This is a genomic window from Moritella sp. 28 (assembly GCF_018219435.1).
Classification (GTDB): domain Bacteria; phylum Pseudomonadota; class Gammaproteobacteria; order Enterobacterales; family Moritellaceae; genus Moritella.
In genome coordinates this window covers 1,653,735-1,671,425 of sequence record NZ_CP056121.1, presented here as the reverse complement: position 1 = coordinate 1,671,425, position 17,691 = coordinate 1,653,735, and the positions used below count along the sequence as shown (strand labels likewise).

15 protein-coding genes are annotated in these 17,691 nt (G+C 41.1%); 5 read left to right on the top strand and 10 right to left on the bottom strand.

Going from position 1 to position 17,691, the window contains the following annotated elements; genetic code table 11:
* Positions 1-5: 5 nt before the first annotated feature.
* The 6 genes from HWV02_RS07485 to HWV02_RS07460 form a co-directional block, all read right to left on the bottom strand.
* The gene (locus HWV02_RS07485) at positions 6-749 is read right to left on the bottom strand and encodes a DUF3726 domain-containing protein (RefSeq protein ID WP_211690049.1); all 744 of its coding nucleotides are present in this window, start codon (positions 747-749) and stop codon (positions 6-8) included.
* A complete protein-coding gene (locus HWV02_RS22780) occupies positions 746-2,455 on the bottom strand; it encodes a hypothetical protein (RefSeq protein WP_211690048.1) in 1,710 nt (569 codons plus the stop codon). The genes HWV02_RS07485 and HWV02_RS22780 overlap by 4 nt, the downstream gene beginning before the upstream one ends.
* A gap of 86 nt (positions 2,456-2,541) precedes the next feature.
* Entirely contained in the window at positions 2,542-4,161 is a 1,620-nt protein-coding gene (locus HWV02_RS07475) for a BCCT family transporter (protein ID WP_211679146.1), read from the bottom strand.
* A 97-nt stretch (positions 4,162-4,258) separates the two neighbouring features.
* Positions 4,259-5,248, bottom strand: coding sequence for a membrane dipeptidase (locus HWV02_RS07470; RefSeq protein WP_211679145.1), 990 nt, complete (start codon positions 5,246-5,248; stop codon positions 4,259-4,261).
* Positions 5,249-5,305: 57 nt separating this feature from the next.
* Complete coding sequence (locus tag HWV02_RS07465; RefSeq protein ID WP_211690047.1) at positions 5,306-6,769, bottom strand: aldehyde dehydrogenase family protein; 1,464 nt, start codon at positions 6,767-6,769, stop codon at positions 5,306-5,308.
* 66 nt (positions 6,770-6,835) lie between these two features.
* Positions 6,836-7,228, bottom strand: a complete 393-nt coding sequence (locus tag HWV02_RS07460; protein ID WP_370629420.1) for a RidA family protein — start codon at positions 7,226-7,228, stop codon at positions 6,836-6,838.
* Between the two features lie 154 nt (positions 7,229-7,382).
* Here HWV02_RS07460 and HWV02_RS07455 point away from each other — a divergent pair, with 154 nt between their 5' ends.
* Positions 7,383-8,276, top strand: a complete 894-nt coding sequence (locus HWV02_RS07455) for a LysR family transcriptional regulator (RefSeq protein ID WP_211674756.1) — start codon at positions 7,383-7,385, stop codon at positions 8,274-8,276.
* Positions 8,277-8,800: 524 nt separating this feature from the next.
* On the opposite strand, the gene HWV02_RS07450 is transcribed toward HWV02_RS07455, so the two are convergent.
* Together HWV02_RS07450 and HWV02_RS07445 are read right to left on the bottom strand one after the other, a co-directional pair.
* Complete coding sequence (locus tag HWV02_RS07450) at positions 8,801-9,265, bottom strand: NfeD family protein (protein ID WP_211679143.1); 465 nt, start codon at positions 9,263-9,265, stop codon at positions 8,801-8,803.
* Positions 9,266-9,299: 34 nt separating this feature from the next.
* Positions 9,300-10,274, bottom strand: coding sequence for an SPFH domain-containing protein (locus tag HWV02_RS07445; RefSeq protein WP_211690046.1), 975 nt, complete (start codon positions 10,272-10,274; stop codon positions 9,300-9,302).
* A gap of 394 nt (positions 10,275-10,668) precedes the next feature.
* On the opposite strand from HWV02_RS07445, the gene HWV02_RS07440 reads away from it, so the two are divergent.
* The 4 genes from HWV02_RS07440 (at position 10,669) to HWV02_RS07425 (ending at position 14,985) form a co-directional block, all read left to right on the top strand.
* Entirely contained in the window at positions 10,669-11,595 is a 927-nt protein-coding gene (locus tag HWV02_RS07440) for an acyltransferase (RefSeq protein ID WP_211679141.1), read from the top strand.
* Between the two features lie 284 nt (positions 11,596-11,879).
* Positions 11,880-12,860: a tripartite tricarboxylate transporter substrate binding protein gene (locus HWV02_RS07435; protein WP_211690045.1), complete on the top strand. Its 981-nt coding sequence runs from the start codon at positions 11,880-11,882 to the stop codon at positions 12,858-12,860.
* A gap of 75 nt (positions 12,861-12,935) precedes the next feature.
* The gene (locus HWV02_RS07430; RefSeq protein ID WP_211679139.1) at positions 12,936-13,439 is read left to right on the top strand and encodes a tripartite tricarboxylate transporter TctB family protein; all 504 of its coding nucleotides are present in this window, start codon (positions 12,936-12,938) and stop codon (positions 13,437-13,439) included.
* Positions 13,440-13,449: 10 nt separating this feature from the next.
* A complete protein-coding gene (locus tag HWV02_RS07425) occupies positions 13,450-14,985 on the top strand; it encodes a tripartite tricarboxylate transporter permease (protein WP_211675726.1) in 1,536 nt (511 codons plus the stop codon).
* Positions 14,986-15,066: 81 nt separating this feature from the next.
* Here HWV02_RS07425 and HWV02_RS07420 read toward each other — a convergent pair whose 3' ends face one another.
* Complete coding sequence (locus tag HWV02_RS07420; protein ID WP_045110978.1) at positions 15,067-15,756, bottom strand: response regulator; 690 nt, start codon at positions 15,754-15,756, stop codon at positions 15,067-15,069.
* Positions 15,743-17,401, bottom strand: a complete 1,659-nt coding sequence (locus tag HWV02_RS07415; RefSeq protein ID WP_255550611.1) for a sensor histidine kinase — start codon at positions 17,399-17,401, stop codon at positions 15,743-15,745. Before HWV02_RS07415 ends, HWV02_RS07420 begins: the two co-directional genes overlap by 14 nt.
* Positions 17,402-17,691 lie beyond the last annotated feature (290 nt).

The window sequence follows — 17,691 nt, the reverse complement described above, 5'->3', positions numbered from 1 at the left end:
AAAGACTAGCGAAGTGAATGAGCGAGTTCTCCTGCGCCCTTAAGCGATTGTTTACTATTTTCAACCAAGAGTGCTGTGGCAGTTTGTTTCAACGTTTCCCATTCCGCATCATCAACCAGAATGCCGTCATGCCAAGTATCACGTAGTGCGCGATTTAGTTCTGAAGACTTAATATGTCTCGTGTAACCCGCCGAGTAACCCGTAATATCAAAACTTTTCACTGATAATTGAATGGTCATATCATGTAACGCACTCCCCGCTAAGTCCAGATGGTCAGATAAAAACAATTCCGGAGACACACAACCTTGATTCAAAATATACAGGGTATTTTGTGGTGACGAACCATTATTCCACTGTGCTTTACATGCTAAGCCCTTAGCCGCTAGCTTCACTAATTCGTTATACGCAAGCCAACGGTTATGACAATTTTTCAACTCGATAGTCAGGTGTTTTTTATTCACCATTTTTTCAATTGCATAATCAATCACCACAGGCAAGTGACAAGCTAAACTACAGCCATGTAAATCAACCACTAAGCCACCATCATTCGTGGTAAAAATATCAACCGGACAATCTTTTTCAGCCGTCAAGAATTGGGCGGCATTGTTGAAATGGCCGATACCGTTCAAGCCTACCATCTGCAAACCAGCAACCATATTAGCAATGATATCAGCTTCACCACAGGTTCGGCGCATACCAAGAAAGGCTTTGTTAACAACGCCCGTTAATTCATTATATGAAACAATCATGACGTTTCTCCTGCTGCTACTGCTTGATTTAATGAATGGGTCGGTAACAACGGGAACAACCACTCCCCATCATGAATTTCATTAAGCAAAGGTGCGCCTTGAAAAAAGGTAACCCGCACCCAACGTTCTGAACGAGGGTCGAACTTAGTTGCGCCAAATACCGCTAATTTACAACGCAACAAATGCATTGGTAGCGCAGTTTTGTGTAATACGTTCATCTGGATCTCGCCCATGTCTTTATTGCCGAGCGTCCAAACTCGACGTGAAATCGCACGATATTGAGGATGTAGCACTAAAAACTCAGCCAACTGCATGTTTGGTTTACAGATCAATAATTCATGATAAAGGCGATAGACTTGACGACCAATATCCAGCGGTAACTCACGATCTTCGCCAGGTTCTTCCCCCCGTACGCCTAAACGTGGTTCTTCCTTATCTTGTGAACGATACCAAAACCAATAATTGTTTTCTGGTTGCTTAAAATCAGTGTCGATTGCCCAACGATAACGACTTTCCAAGACAGCTAATAAATCTTCAATGCGTTTACCGCTCGGTAGATTTAAGCTTTCATCACAATTCATCTTGGCTTCATAGCCGTCCACTAAATCAGGATTAATCTCCATCAAACATGACAGCAAGATTTCTTGGGTTTCTAAACTATATTGCTTACTGTAATCAACTAACTCCTGCCAGGTCGACATCTGTAATAGCACGCTTTCTAACTTATTCAATAAATCATCCAACTCAACTATTGCGGTCGTATTAAGATCTTGTTGCTGTTCATTAATCGTGATGATTTGATCCAAATGGCAAAGGGCTTTCTGTAATAAACGCTGTAATGGCTCACGTTTATTGCCACTAACTGAACTGTTTAATACGGCAGTCAGCGCAGACTCTCTAGATGATAACCACTTATCAACGACACAAGGGTGATTGATTAAGTATGGCGCCATGCCGAGACCTGTTGCATTACCGATACCAAGGTAGCGTTGTAAATCGACATCTAAATTAACCGCCCTATCACCACCTTGCTGATTGGCTATGTAATGAATCCAATCTAGGCTGAATTCACGTAAAATATACACAGCGCACATCTGCGCACTGAATGACTGGTTGAAGTCGTCATTACTCTCAAGCCAGCCAAAATCGGAAATACCAAACTTACCATTACCATAAACAGCTGTCGTACGTAGAATGTAACCAACTTCAGCGAGTTCTTTGACGTTAGGCTGCTGCCCTTTTGCAAGGTGCGACACTAAATGTTCAAATACACGTACACTCTTATTTGCTCTTGCTAATACCAGCACCTTATTTGGATTCCGTCCTGCTTCTTGTAACGGCACATTTGCACGTAAACATCCCAGTAAATCAGCATCGACATCGCCATAAACAAGGGCGAACGTCACGTCCCACTTTTCGGCAATCACACGATCATTACGATCTTCATCCGCGATCTCATCACAAAAAATAACTAAGTGATAAACATGTTCCAACGTCGTTAGTTTATAAATGACGTGGCCAAAACCTTGTGGTGATAACTGCCACTCATGCTGAGTGACTTGCCAATTTTGTTGCGCCATTTTACGAACTAGGCTACGTACAAAACTTATTCGATTCTGGTGCATTGCACCAAGCCTTGCTGGCGCCATCACGGTTTCAGGATCACGCATATAAGTGCCACCGTAAATTGAAGGACGAGCATCCATATTATTAACTTCCATTTTAATTATAAGAGTTTTAATTAGGCGGCTTACTCACCGCCTTGCTTCACATTATTTTCTACTAAGACAGGCTATAAGCCTTGGTCTTTGGCCATCTGAATCGCGATTTGTGGTGCGTTCCAAAGTGATGGCAATAAAATGAGAGAAACAGGCACAGCTGTAATAACAATGAAAGATTGCAGTGCCGATATGCCTCCCGAACCCAGAGAAATAAGGACTAACGCGGTTATCCCCATAACCACCCCCCAAAATGTACGAATAAATGCATTTGGTTCCTCTTCACCACTAATCACCACACTAATTGTGTAAGTCATCGAATCACCCGTCGTCACGATAAAGATCGTAGTCAGGATAAGAAAAAGGACCGAAGTAACCATAGGAAATGGTAACTGTGTTGTGACAGCCAGCAGCGCACCAGGTAGATTAAAACCTTCAAATGCTGAACTGACTGAACCCGGTTCTGCGATTTCAAATGCCAAGCCTGAACCACCCACGATGGTGAACCAGAAGCAGGTAGTGAGCGGCGCAATAATGCTAATGGTTGAGACTAGCTGGCGTATGGTTCTACCGCGCGAGATACGGGCGATAAAGATAGCCATCATCGGGCCATAGCCTAAGAACCACCCCCAAAAAAATACAGTCCACCAGCTCAACCAACCTTCATCACCACGGTACGTCGCCATTGGAATGAAATTATCGACTAGGCTACCTACACCTTGGATATAGCCATTAAAAATAAAGTTAGTTGGACCAAAAACAAGGATATAAACCATCAATACACAAGCTAAAACAACGTTGTAACGACTGAGCATTTGCATGCCACGATTTAAGCCACTCAATGCCGAAATTGTATATAACGCAATTGCAAATAAGATGATGATAAGCTGCGTAGTAAATCCGTCTGGGATCTCAAACAAAGCGTTTAATGCGTAGCTCACCTGTAAACCAAGGAAACCAATAGGGCCGATAGTCCCTGCCGCAACAGCCACAATACAACAAGCATCAATCAAGGCACCTGTGTGACCAGTTAGCACGCGCTTACCGAAAAGAGGATAAAGTAAAATACGCGGTTTAAGCGGTAAGCCTTTATCATAATGAAGATGCATCACCACGATAGAGGTAAGGCTACCAACAATCGACCAAGCGAGAAAGCCCCAGTGCATGAATGATTGTGACAATGCATTAATAGCGGTTTGCTGGACATTTTCTTGTGCACCATACAAGGGTGGTGGACTCACAAAATGTGCAATTGGCTCTGCTGCGGCCCAAAATACACCGCCACCAGCAAGTAAGGTACAGAAGATAATAGCCATCCAACGGAAGCCATCCATTTCAGGTTTAGGCAGTGCACCTAAAACGACATTACCAGTACGACCAGCAGCTAAGCCTATGCCAATCAAAAAAGTTAATAACAACAATATTTGCCAATAAGGACCAAAGACTGTGACAGCCCACGAGAACCCTGTATTCACAAGACTGGATAATAATGCTCCATCGTATAAAGCTAATAGTACAAATAAGGCAAGAAAACTGCCACTGTACCAAAACGCGGGGTTACTAAAACCCAATTTATCCGCTGTAGAATTACTTTCACTTACTGCGCTTTTATTTGAAGAGCTTGAAGTGCTAGCGGTATTGCTACCTTCACTATCTAAGCTCGCCGCTTTCACGCTTTTGATTAAATCTGACATGCTCTGACTCCAGAGGTTTTCTTTGCAATTGCAAAGGTGTATTTACGCCAGCCCAATAGTTTAATCGTGAGCTGGTGTTCTATATGTGCGTTATAACTTACGAAATAGGCTCTAATCCTTGCTTTAAAAAGTTAAACCAATTATCACCCAGTACTTGCCCCGCTTCAGACTCTGAGAATCCGTAGCGCATTAATCCGCTATAAATATTCTCCATGCCTGCGCTGCCGCAGAACCAGGGTAATGAGTCCGGCCAGCCTGCATTACTTGCAGAGCCTTCACCGTAATCCATCGCTTTAGACCAGCGACCATTACGCATCCATTCCAATACAGCTTGTGGTTGATTGAGACACAAATCGCTACCTATCCCCAAGTGTTCAACACCAACCATATCTGCTGTTTTCGCGACCATTTGGCAAAAATCATCTAAGGTACACTGACTACCATTAGGTAAGTGAAATGGGTATAAACTGAACCCTAACAGCCCACCACGCGCAGCGAGTGACTTGATCACCGTATCCGATTTGTTACGCAGAGCTTCAAACGCAAACGTCGGGTTGGCATGACTGATACAAATAGGACGTGACGATAAATCAATCGCTTCAAGTGTAGATCTCTCTGCGCTATGTGACATATCGATGATCATCCCAACGCGATTCATCTCCGCAATAGCTTGCTTACCAAAACGAGTAATACCATTATCATTTTTCTCATAACACCCTGTCGCCAGTAAGCTTTGGTTGTTATAAGTCAGCTGCATAATAAGCAGCCCTTGTTGACGCATCACTTCAATTAAACCGATTTCATCATCAATCGATGAGCAGTTTTGTGCGCCAAAGAAAATACCCACTTTGCCTAATATCTTCGCCTTTTCGATATCAGCAACAGAATGGACCGGCATGATCAAGTCCGCATTTTGTTCAAACCGTAAATTCCATTCCGCAAAACGGCTTAATGTTTCACGCGCTGTTTCGTGATAAACAATCGTGGCGTGAACAGCGGTAATACCACTGCTTTTTAATGTCTGGAAGTACTCTCGATCCCAATTGCAATATTGCAACCCGTCAATAACAATCCTTTGGTGATACATACCGACTCCTAATTATTTATCTGACTTTGATTCACTTAGTGCTGACTTCAACGCAGCTCAATAAGCACGTTGATAAGCCGTTTTCACCACGGTATAGAACTCTTTTGCGTATTGACCTTGCTCACGAGGGCCAAAGCTAGACTCCTTACGGCCACCAAACGGTACATGGTAATCAGTACCCGCTGTTGGCAAGTTAACCATCACACAGCCTGTTTGCGCTTGTTGTTTAAACAAGGTGCTCGTACGTAGGCTTTGCGTGATGATGCCACTCGTTAAACCAAATCGTGTATCGTTGGTTGTTGCGATTGCTTCATCTAAGTCAGCAACACGGATAACACTCGCCATCGGCGCGAATACTTCTTCTTGATTCACAGACCAATCATTTTTAGTATTAACAAACAGTGTAGGCGACATATAGAAACCTTCATGCTCTAGACTTAAACGTTCGCCACCGAATGCCAGTTCACCACCACTTTGACGTGCGGTATCAATCCAGTCAAAGTTAGCATCTAATTGCTTACTATCAACAACAGGCCCCATGAACACACCTTCTTCTAAGGCATGACCCACTTTTAATTCACTCATGCGCTTAATAAGTGCTTCAACATATGCATCATGAATACCGTCCATAACCACAAGACGAGAAGAGGCTGTACACTTTTGACCTGCGCCAGAGAAAGAACCGGCAATAGTCGCTTCAACAGCAATATTGATATCCGCATCATCTGCAACAATAAGTGCATTCTTACTGCCCATTTCTAACTGGCAACGCACAAAATTAGGCGCTGTTGCAGCTGCAATTTTACGACCCGTATCAACAGAACCAGTAAAGCTAACACCATTCACTTCAGTTGAATTAATAAGGACATTACCCACTTCAGATCCGCTGCCAAGCACCAAGTTAAACGTACCAGCCGGTAAACCCTGACGGTGAATAATTTCAGTTAATGCAACGGCACTTGCAGGCGTTAAATTAGCCGGTTTCCAGATAACACTATTACCAAATGCTAATGCTGGCGCAATCTTCCAGGCGGCTGTTGCCGTAGGGAAATTCCACGGTGAAATAATGGCTACAACACCCACAGCTTCACGTGTTACCTCAACAGATACACCTGGTCTCACTGACGCAGCGCTATCGCCTATTTGACGTAGCACTTCAGCGGCAAAATACTGAAAGAACTGACCCGCGCGATAAATCTCACCACGACCTTCTAAGAACGGCTTACCCTCTTCACTTGATAGTAAGCGACCAAGTTCATCGCAGCGGGCAATCAACTCATCACCGATACCTTGTAAGACCGTTTGCTTTTGCTCTAATGGTGTTTTTTCCCATGTTGGCTGTGCATGCTTTGCTGCCGAGATAGCGTGTTGAACTTGCGCTGCACTTGCTTGTGCAAAGTTACCCAGATTTTGAGTAATATCAGACGGATTGATATTGGCGATAGTACTAACACCGGCTTGCCATTCGCCGCCAATATAAAGTGAGTGTTCTGGTTGAATGCGCTGTGTTTGAGTTGTCATACGACTTTCCTTGTTTCGGCTATGCGTTAGATTTGTTTGTATTCGATAAATAGGTTCATATCGTCATTATAGTTCGGCGTTGACCGCGGCGTAGACAACGAGCTCTACCAGCATTTCTTCACGGGCGAGCCCAGCAACCACGATTGCGGCACGATTTGGATAAGGAGCCTTAAAATATTCGGCATATACTTTATTCACGGTTGCAAGGTATTCGCGGTCAGTCACATAGATTAAAACTTGCAGCACAGAATTAAGTGATTCACCTGCACACTCTAAAGTATGAACCAGGTTGTCGAGCGTTCGACGTGTTTGGGCCTCAATACCGCCGTCAACTACAACGCCAGTTTGATCAATAGGGATTTGCGCAGTATATAAGGTGCCATTATTGACAATAGCCCATTCAAGGGGGGCCTTAGACGCAAATAATTCAGTTTGTACAGGGTAACTTTGAGTTTTCATGTTCACATCCACTTTGTAACAACTTTGTTTCAATGTTGTGAATACTGCCATTTGACTCTTGATAAATCTAACGGTAAATTCTGTTCGTTTGATAAGAAAAATTTATCACCCTGCAAAAGTGTGATCACGAATATGTTTATAGGGCATTAAAGATATGGATATTAAAATACAACAGTTGAGACATTTTGTTTTAGTCGTCGAAGAAGGTGGATTTCGCGCGGCATCAAATAGAGCAAACCGTTCTCAGGCTGCGCTGTCGACCTCAATCAAAGAACTTGAACGTACTTTAGAACAACCACTTTTTGAATCAGGTAATAAATCAACTCTCACGCCTTTTGGTCAAATTTGCTTACCAAAAATCACGCAATTTCTGTATATTTACAAGACATTAAATAACGATCTACACGCTGCCGCAGCAGGCCAGCAGGGACGTGTTCGCATTGCCAGCGTACCATCAGTTGCAGCAAAATTAATCCCCAACGTGCTGGGCCGGTTTTGTAAGGAATACCCCAATGTCGAAGTCAGTTTAATTGATGATAACGCCGCAGGTGTCGAAGCAAGATTGCTTTCTGGTGAGGTTGATTTAGCGCTGGGAAACTGTGCCAACTTAGATTCTGAAGCTATTGATTTTACACCGCTGATTTCAGATCCAATCGGCGTAGTCTGCTTAAAGGATAATCCGATAGCGAGTAAAATTAATGGTGTTGAATGGCGAGCACTATTGGACCAAGCATTTATTCATAATGGCACCTGCAGGCTGCTAGAGCCAACTCCAGCAAGGGTTCTCATTGAGAAGGCGCTTTATTCAGTAGAAAATATAACTTCTTTATTTTCAGTATTAAAACTTGGCATTGGTATAACCACACTACCTAAATTGGCATTCCCAAACAATGAAACCGATTTAGTCTGGCTACCACTCATCGATCCGTCTTTAGAGCGAAAAATTGGTATTTTTAGACTTGCAGAGCATACAATTTCACCCCAAGCACAATCATTTTATAAATTATGTATTGAACACCTCATCTGCTCCGATGAGCATAACAGCTGATAAATCCATGGAGTATTTACCCTATTATTAAGACGCTCTCACTATCCCGATGTGACCAACGGTGAACTATCACAGTGTACTTTAGCCAATGCATCGTCCCACATTAGTCCGAAATCATAAAGAGCGTCTGAACGACTTCTAAAACGAGTATCAGCCATGAACATTATATTTTGGGTTACATAATCTCTGATACAAATTAAATAACCACAGTCCTCTTTTATACTAACAGCACCAAATATATATTCGTGATTACTGATTAATGTACAAATGATATGGACAAATTCTTTTCTGTGTATTCCTTTCATCCCTATTGCCACCTAAGTTCTATTACCTAATATTGCAACTCTGAGTATACATACTCAACTATAGGTAAAAAATAGCGTTACCACAGAATTTTTTCTATAAAAAAGCCCTCTCACATTGTTCATTAAAAACATGCGATAAGGGCTATATATCATATAGATTAGTTTACTTAACCTAGTAATTTAATGTCTAAATTATGTCTTACTTAATCTGCTTAATGTCTACTCGATAATTAAAACAGTGCCATCCACTGCGACAATTTTAACTCGTTGACCTACCTCTCTGGTTTCAACAGTCGAAGACTCACTTAAACGTGCATTCCAGTTAATACCAGAATGGCGAACTTTGCCACCATTGATAGTGACAGCTTCACTTACAGGTACCATTTGACCGATCATGTCGCTACTCGTATCTTGTACAAGCTTATCTCCCTGAAAGTGCTTCAGTGGTTTCCATAAAAGCAGCGCACTAATCGCTGTTAATAGTCCCACAGACAGAACTTCAAGCTCCCACCCTGCAATCACGCCCAAGTTAACCAATAAGCCAGTCGCGAGGCAACCAAGACTGAAAAACAACAGCGGACCACTTAAACCAATCACACCCAGTTCAACGACTAACGTAATCGCACCAATAACATAAAGCAATTGATCATGATTATTTTGTAAGTAGTCGATTAATGTATCCATTTCTTAAACTCCATTCAATGGGTAACCAAGCATATTATTCAGACAGTTTTAATGCACTTGATACAGCAATCGCTTGCGCGACGGTATTACCTATATTCTCGCTGGTTTTACCATCCGTTAATATGACCGAACCTTCGGCTGCAATGGCTTTGTGTGCCGCAATCGCATCTTGGGCAAGCGTTAAACGTACAGCTTGCTGCCCTTCACTGGTTATTGCCGCAGCACCGACTACATTTAGCGCAGCAGAATCGGCATCCGCGACCAATCTAATTGCTTCTGCTTTACCTGCCGCTTCCAAAATTTGTGACTCTTTACTCGCTTGAGCAGCTAATACCAGCTCTGCTTTTGCGGCTTCAGCATCGAGAACCCTTGCTTGTTTCAAGCCTTCAGCTTTGGTAATCGCTGCGGTTTTAACACCTTCAGCAGTCAGGATAACGGAACGTTTTTCACGCTCTGCCGTCATCTGCTTTTCCATGTCTTCTTTGATAGAAGTGGGAGGCGTAATGTCTTTAATCTCATAACGCGTAACCTGAACACCCCAAGGTTGGGTCGCATCCGTCATTGCAGCCAAAATACTCGCATTAATATTATCGCGATTTTGGAAACATTGATCGAGTTCCATCGAACCAATTGCATTACGCATTGTCGTTGTAGCTAACTGAATAACCGCTAATTTATAGTCAGTAATATTATTCGTTGCAGCAGATGCATCAACCACTTTCATAAACAAAATGCCATCAATTTCTAATGAAATATTGTCTTTGGTGATCGCGAGTTGTGAAGATATGTCTAATGATTGCTCTTTTAAGTTACGATCTGCAGCAACCCTTTGTACAAACGGAACGATAAAATTAAGACCCGCTTGTAATGTGCCGCTATAGCGCCCAAACGTATAAATAACATAACCTCTATTTTGCGGAACAAAGAGTATGCCTCTTTGAATTGTGAATATGACCACAACTGAGATCCAAAGCCAGGGAGTTAATAGTATATCAATTAGAATTTCCATAAATGTATATCCTTAGTATTTGATGTTGCTTTGCAACCATTATTCATTATTGTGCGAAACGAATGGCGGTATTGAAATGCAGAGTTTATAATACCTATGTTTAAGTATTGTTTATCTAAACAATACCTTATTGTAGCCACCTCAAATAGTAAAAAAACTTATAAATGGCAACTAAAGTCTAATTTTATATCTATATTTAGATATATAGCCATAATTACCCTCGAAAATAAGAGCAAGAGCACTCGTATTCTTAAATTTAGGGCTTAACTGATCCGATGTTTCGTGAAATAGGTAATTTTGAGCGCAAACGAACATTTATATATTGAGACCTGACGCTTCGGGCAGTAATATAAGCACTTATTTGAAAGTATGTATTTAATGTGTAGGAAATATTATGTCATTTATACGAGGCTGTTTAGCTTTTACCTTTTGGGTTATAAATTTATTGTTTTGGGCCACTCCCATCATGATTTTAAGCCCAATCAAATTATTACCGATTAAAATAATACAAACTCTATGCTCTTCACTATTAGTGTGTTGTGCAAGCAGTTGGATTCGAGTCAATGTAATAATTGAGCGCCTTATTCATCCTGTGAATATTCATCTACACAGCAAAGACATCGAACTGTCTGAAAAAGAATGGTATATGGTATTGGCTAACCACCAATCTTGGGTTGATATCCTGATCTTACAGCGCGTATTAAATAAAAAAATTCCATTCTTAAAATTCTTCTTAAAGAAAGAGCTTATATTTGTGCCTTTCTTAGGTATCGCTTGGTGGGCGTTAGACTTTCCTTTTATGCGCCGTTACAGCACTACACAACTAAAGAAAAATCCGAAGTTGCGCGGTAAAGATATTGAAGTAACACGTAAGGCGTGTGCTAAATTCAAATCAAGCCCTGTGAGTGTGATGAATTTTGTTGAAGGTACTCGCCTGACCACAGAAAAACATAACAAACAAAATTCACCGTTTAAACATCTATTAAAACCAAAAGCAGGTGGATTGGCGTTTGCACTCTCTGCATTAGGCGATCATATTCACAAAATTGTTGATGTCGCCATTTATTATCCAGGTCAAACCCCCACCTTTTGGCAATACTTGTGTGGTGAAGTGAAAGATGTACATGTACATATTCGCGTCTCAGATATTGATGACAAGATGCGCGGCGATTACCAAAAAGACCGAGCATTTAAAATTGGTTTTCAACAGCACTTGAACCAAATTTGGATAGAAAAAGACGCCATTCTAGAAACAATGGCGCAAAGTGACTCTACAGTAACAGATAAAAATAAAGCAGTAGAAATCAATACAACGAGTTAATTCTGTTCGCTATAGGTCATAAACCTGCCGTTTCATAACGACATAAAGCCGCCTTTTTTTATTCATCGAAATAAATTAGGCGGCTTTTTATTACCTTCTTTTAATTTAAAGTCCATCGTGAACTTTATGAACAAAATAGCCACAACGCCGTTAATTGCCATTATTTACAGTTTCCATCCCGTCACAACGTTACCGATAACACTAGCGTAACATTGCACATTATTAACGTTAACCATTAAACCTATAACGTTAACTATTAACAATAAATAAAAGGAATGGAAACCATGCTAAAGCAATTTAGAAAGCGTGTCGCCTCATCACTTATCGTGGCAAGTATTGCAACACTCTCATCTGCCGCTTGGGCGGCTGATATAGAAAAACTACACTTTATTGTCCCTGGTGGTGCAGGCGGTGGCTGGGATATGACAGCTCGAGGTACAGGTGATGTATTAATGAAAGCGGACCTAGTTGAAAAAGTATCTTTCCAAAACCTATCTGGTGGCGGAGGTGGTAAAGCGATTGCTCATATGATTGAAACCGCAGATCGTCAGCAAGATACGTTGATGGTTAACTCAACACCGATTGTGATCCGTTCATTAACAGGGATCTTTCCGCAGTCATTTCGAGATTTAACACCTGTTGCAACGACCATTGCCGATTATGGTGCAATTGTTGTCGCCGCAGATTCGAAATACCAAAACTGGCAACAAGTTGTCGCTGACTTTAAAGAAAACCCACGAAAAGTAAAAATTGCTGGCGGCTCAGCTCGCGGTAGCATGGATCATCTTATTGTAGCAGCAGCCTTTAAAGGCGAAGGTTTTGATGCCCGTAAAGTACGTTATATTGCTTATGACGCAGGCGGTAAAGCCATGGCTGCCGTGCTATCTGGCGAAACACCATTATTATCAACCGGTTTAGGCGAAGTACTGGAAATGTCGAGAAGTGGTCAAGTACGTATTCTCGCTATTACTGCACCAGAACGTTTAGCCGCAGCGCCAAATGTACCGACTCTTACCGAGATGGGTAACAACACTGTGTTTGCTAACTGGCGTGGTTTCTTTGCTTCACCGGGTATCAGTGAAGAAAAGGTTGCTCTGTGGAACAAAGTACTAAGTAAAATGTACAAAACCGACGAATGGGCAACCGTTCGCGATCGTAATGGCTGGATTGATAACTATAAAGCAGATAAAGACTTCTATGCATTCTTAGAGCAACAAGAACAACAGATGGGTAGTTTGATGCGTGAATTAGGCTTCCTAAAATAATCTAATTCATCCTCATCATACAGCCACAGCAATACATTATGTTTCGCTGTGGCTTTCTTTTTAATTGGAGCCCCTATGCAATCAACCCCTTTATCATTATTAAACCGAGATCGGGTGAGTGGATTAATATTTCTGCTTGTCTGTTTAATTTACGGTTACCAAACCACCCAAATTCAGCTTTTCCCTGGTGATGAATATGAAGCCTTTACTGCGCGTACTTTACCCTATTTATTAACAGCCGCCGGGATTATCATGTCGCTGCTACTAATTGTGATGTCACCAGTTACACCCAGTAATAAGAACGCTTGCGAGCAACAAACCGCAAACGAAAGTCGCTTAGATTGGCGCTTACTCACCTCATTTATTATTTTAATGACCGCGTATGGCGTAGGCTTAACTTGGCTCGGATTCGTATTAGCCACCAGCTTATTCTTACTAATTGGATTTTGGCTACTTGGCGAACGTCGAAAATCGGTCTTGCTTGGTGCTTCCTTTCCTTTTGTAACGCTATTTTGGTTACTTCTTACCAAAGTTCTGGATATTTATCTTGAACCTGGTTACCTTTTTTTAAGCTTGTAGGAAGATAATTATGTTAGATGGAATTTTAGCAGGCTTATCCACAGCAATCATGCCAACCAACTTAATGATGGTCATGGTCGGTTGTTTTGTTGGTACTTTTATTGGTATGTTGCCCGGTCTTGGTCCTATTTCAGCAATTGCCCTGATGATCCCGATTACCTATGGTTTAGACCCATCGTCAGGTATGATCTTAATGGCCGGTGTTTATTACGGTGCAATTTTTGGTGGTTCAACCTCATCAATTCTAATCAATGCTCCTGGTTGCTCTTCAACTGTGGTCACCGCATTTGATGGTTACCCAATGGCGAAAAAAGGCCAAGCGGGTAAAGCGCTAGCACTTGCTGCATATGCCTCATTTACTGGCGGTACCTTATCCGCAATTATGCTATTAATCGCGGCTCCCGCCTTAGCAAAAGTGTCATTAAGTTTTCAATCATCTGATTATTTTTCACTTATGCTCGTCGGTTTGTCTGCCGTAGCCGCCTTTGCCGGTAAAGGCCAGGTGCTAAAAGCCTGGATGATGACTATTTTAGGTTTAATGTTATCAACAGTCGGTATCGATAAAGGGATTGGCGTTGAGCGTTTCACCTTTGGTTTAACTGACCTAATGGATGGTTTTAGTTTCTTATTATTAGCTATGGCAACCTTTGCCCTCGGTGAGATTTTATTCAGTATTTTAAAACCAGACCCTGATACGTCATCAGAAGAGAACAGTGCTTTAGCTGAAATCGGCAGCATGAAAGTGACAAAAGAAGAAATAAAAGAAGTTGCCCCAGTGGCAATTCGCTCTTCGATTCTCGGATTTTTTGTCGGGGTATTACCAGGCGCAGGCGCGACGATTGCTGCTTTCTTAAGTTACGGTTTAGAGCGTAATCTAGCACCAAAAGATAAACGCGATGAATTTGGTAAAGGCAGTATCCGTGGTTTAGTGGCGCCAGAATCCGCTAACAATGCCGCATCAAGTGGTTCATTTGTACCGCTATTAACCTTAGGTATTCCAGGTTCTGGAACAACTGCCATTATGCTAGGTGCATTGATATCTTATGGTGTTCAACCTGGTCCACGCTTGTTTGTCGATAACCCTGAAATATTCTGGTCGGTGATCATCTCTATGTACTTCGGTAACGTTGTTTTGATGGTCTTGAATCTACCGCTAATCCCGTATATTTCAAAACTATTAGCCGTGCCAAGAACCGTATTACTGCCGATGATCATTTTCTTCTCAATCACGGGGGTGTATCTGGTTTCATTTAATACTGTTGATGTATTTGTTATGATCATAATAGCAGTAATCGCGATATTTTTAAGGTTAGCGACTTTCCCATTAGCCCCGTTATTACTCGGTTTCATTCTTGGTGGATTAATGGAAGAAAACCTACGCCGTTCATTGATGCTCAGCGATGGTGAGTTAAACTTCTTATGGGAACGCCCTATCACCTTAACGTTCACCGTCATATCAGCGTTAGTACTTGTGACTCCAATACTATTAACGGCATTTAATCGTTATCGTGTTAACAAGGTGAGGTCAGCAGAAGGTTGTCGTTAAATTCGTTTCTAATCGTTCGTTTTTTATAAAAGCAGCGCTTGATGCGCTGTTTTTTTCATATAAAGAGTTTTAGCTAAAAAGCTATCGAGCTTGTTTCCGATAGGTTCTTTCTGGACGTCCTACCGTACCATAATTCAAATCAGCCACTAGCTCACCAGTACTAATCAGATGCTCTAAATAACGTCTTGCCGTTGTCCGACTTGCTCCAATAAATACCCCTGCATTATCCGCGGTGATATCTTTATGTTCAGTAAACAAACCACGTACTTTATCCAAAGTCACACTATCAATACCTTTCGGTAATCGGGATGAAACAGAGCTTTTCACACTCACCGAGATCATTGAATCAACGACCCGCTGATCTAAATCATCTAAAATACCAAATTGATTTTTCTGCTTTAAGTACTTATATAATGACTCTTCTAAGCGTGCAAATATAACGGGTTTTAAAATATAATCAACAACGCCACCACGCATAGCCGCTTGTAGCGTCTCAGCATCACGGTCTGCTGTAATTAGAATCACATCACATTCGTGTTGCTGTTGGCGCAAGTCACGAAGAATATCTAAGCCGTTACCATCCGGTAAATAAACATCCAGCAGAATTAAATCTGGAGTTAACACCTCAAGTAAGGTTTCAGCTTCAGTTTTCGTGGTTGCGATACCAATGACACTTAAGCCCTCTATTTTCATCAAATTTCGGCGGTGGATCTCAGCGATACCCACATCATCTTCAATGATTAACACTTTAATCGCATTAGTTGATGTCATTCGTAATATCCTTATTCGTATATTTTTTTGGTAAATACACCGTCATTCTTGTTCCTTCATTATCTATACTTTTCATCATTAGCTGCCCATAATATTGACTAATGATTTGATCAACAAGGTGCAGTCCCACGCCTCGGTTACTTTCCGATTTACTTGATACGCCTTGTTTAATTAATTCTTTTTGTGCGATACCTTCTGGTAAACCACAACCGTTATCTTCCACTTCAATGATTATCTCATTGCCAAAATCAGAAATGCTCACTGATACTTTTCTCTCTGATTTTATCGTATTGCTACTGATACAAGCATCAAAGCCATTATCAATAAAGTTACCTAAAATTGTTACAATATCTTCGGCACGAATATGTTCAGGTAAGGTTAACAGCTGTGACCCTTCATCAATCTCTAATAATAACCCTAGCTCCCTAGCCCTTTCACTTTTACCTAACAATACGCCTGCGATCATAGGTTCGTGAATTGCTTCACGTAAGAATTGAATTAAATGTTGATAACGTGCTGTTTCTTGCCCTATCAAGTTTAATACTTCTTCATTTTTACCCAAATGAATAAGGCCGCTAATGGTGTTTAATTTATTACTATGTTCATGCGTTTGCGAGCGTAACAAATCGGAATATTCACGCACCTGTGATAGTTGTTTAGTAAGTTCTGTAATTTCATCTTTAAGACGGAAACTTGATACGGCTCCAACAACCCGTTCATCAACAACAAGCACCAACCTATTCGCCACAATCGCTTGGCCTTTAATCATCATCTCAACATTATATTCGCTGACTTTACTGGTTAAAATTTCCGTTAGATTGTTATCAGGTAATACTTCATCCATTTTGCGGTGCAATACATCCTTGGCCTTCACTTTAAAAATATCGCATGCACTGCGGTTGATTGAGCGTAAGTAACCATTCGCATCAATACTCACAACACCTTCTTTGATAGTACTAAGCGTTACTTCTAGCTCCATATATAAGCGGCCGAACTCTTCGGGCTCAAAGCCAAATATCGCATTCTGAAATTTCTTTGCCGTAAAATTAGAGATTAATGCATTAGTAAACACAACCAACACGACCATAAAAAGAAGGAATACGAGGAAGTGTTCAGCTTTATTTTCGATACTTGTGACTAAATAACCAACAGATACCACACCGACAATGTTTCCATTGGTATCGATAATTGGGGTTTTACCACGCACGGAACGACCTAAGGACCCTTCAGCAACTGACACATAAGATAAGCCTTCTTTTAATGCTTTATCATTATCTTCGCCCTGCATTTTATGGCCGAGGCGATTAGCGATAGGATGTGCATAACGTAAACTGTTTTTATCACCGATCACAATAAATGTAGCATTAATAGATGAGCGTAATAATTCAACTTTGTCTCTGATTAATTCAGGGTTCTTCGCCTCAATCGCCTCAATAACAGAAGGTGACGCGGCTAAAAATTTAGCAATACCGAGTGCTTTATCTCCACTTTCCTGCTCTTCCCAATGCTTCAAATAAGCAAAACCTGCAATCGACAAGATCAATAATTTAATCACACCAGACAAGGTCATAATGAGTAGTAGGCGATGCCTAAAACTCAACTTCTGCCAATTAAACAATACGTTACTTTTCGTTAATGCAATCATGCAAGAAAAACCGACGGTAAAGGAAACATAATGATAACATTAATCCATTTTTATAACTCAAAATTAGCATAAACCGCACTTAAGCCCCCCCGCTCACAGAAATATAATCAAGTTTACAATAACTTAATCGTTATCCCCCACCTCCCCCTCAATATAAATATTAAATAAAAATTAAATATTTATATTTAACAACACCTTCCGTTAACATATTTATAAAACATGATACTTTGGTACAACCAGTTAATTTATAGAATAAATTTTGTTTCAACTATGCTATAAATCTATAACTC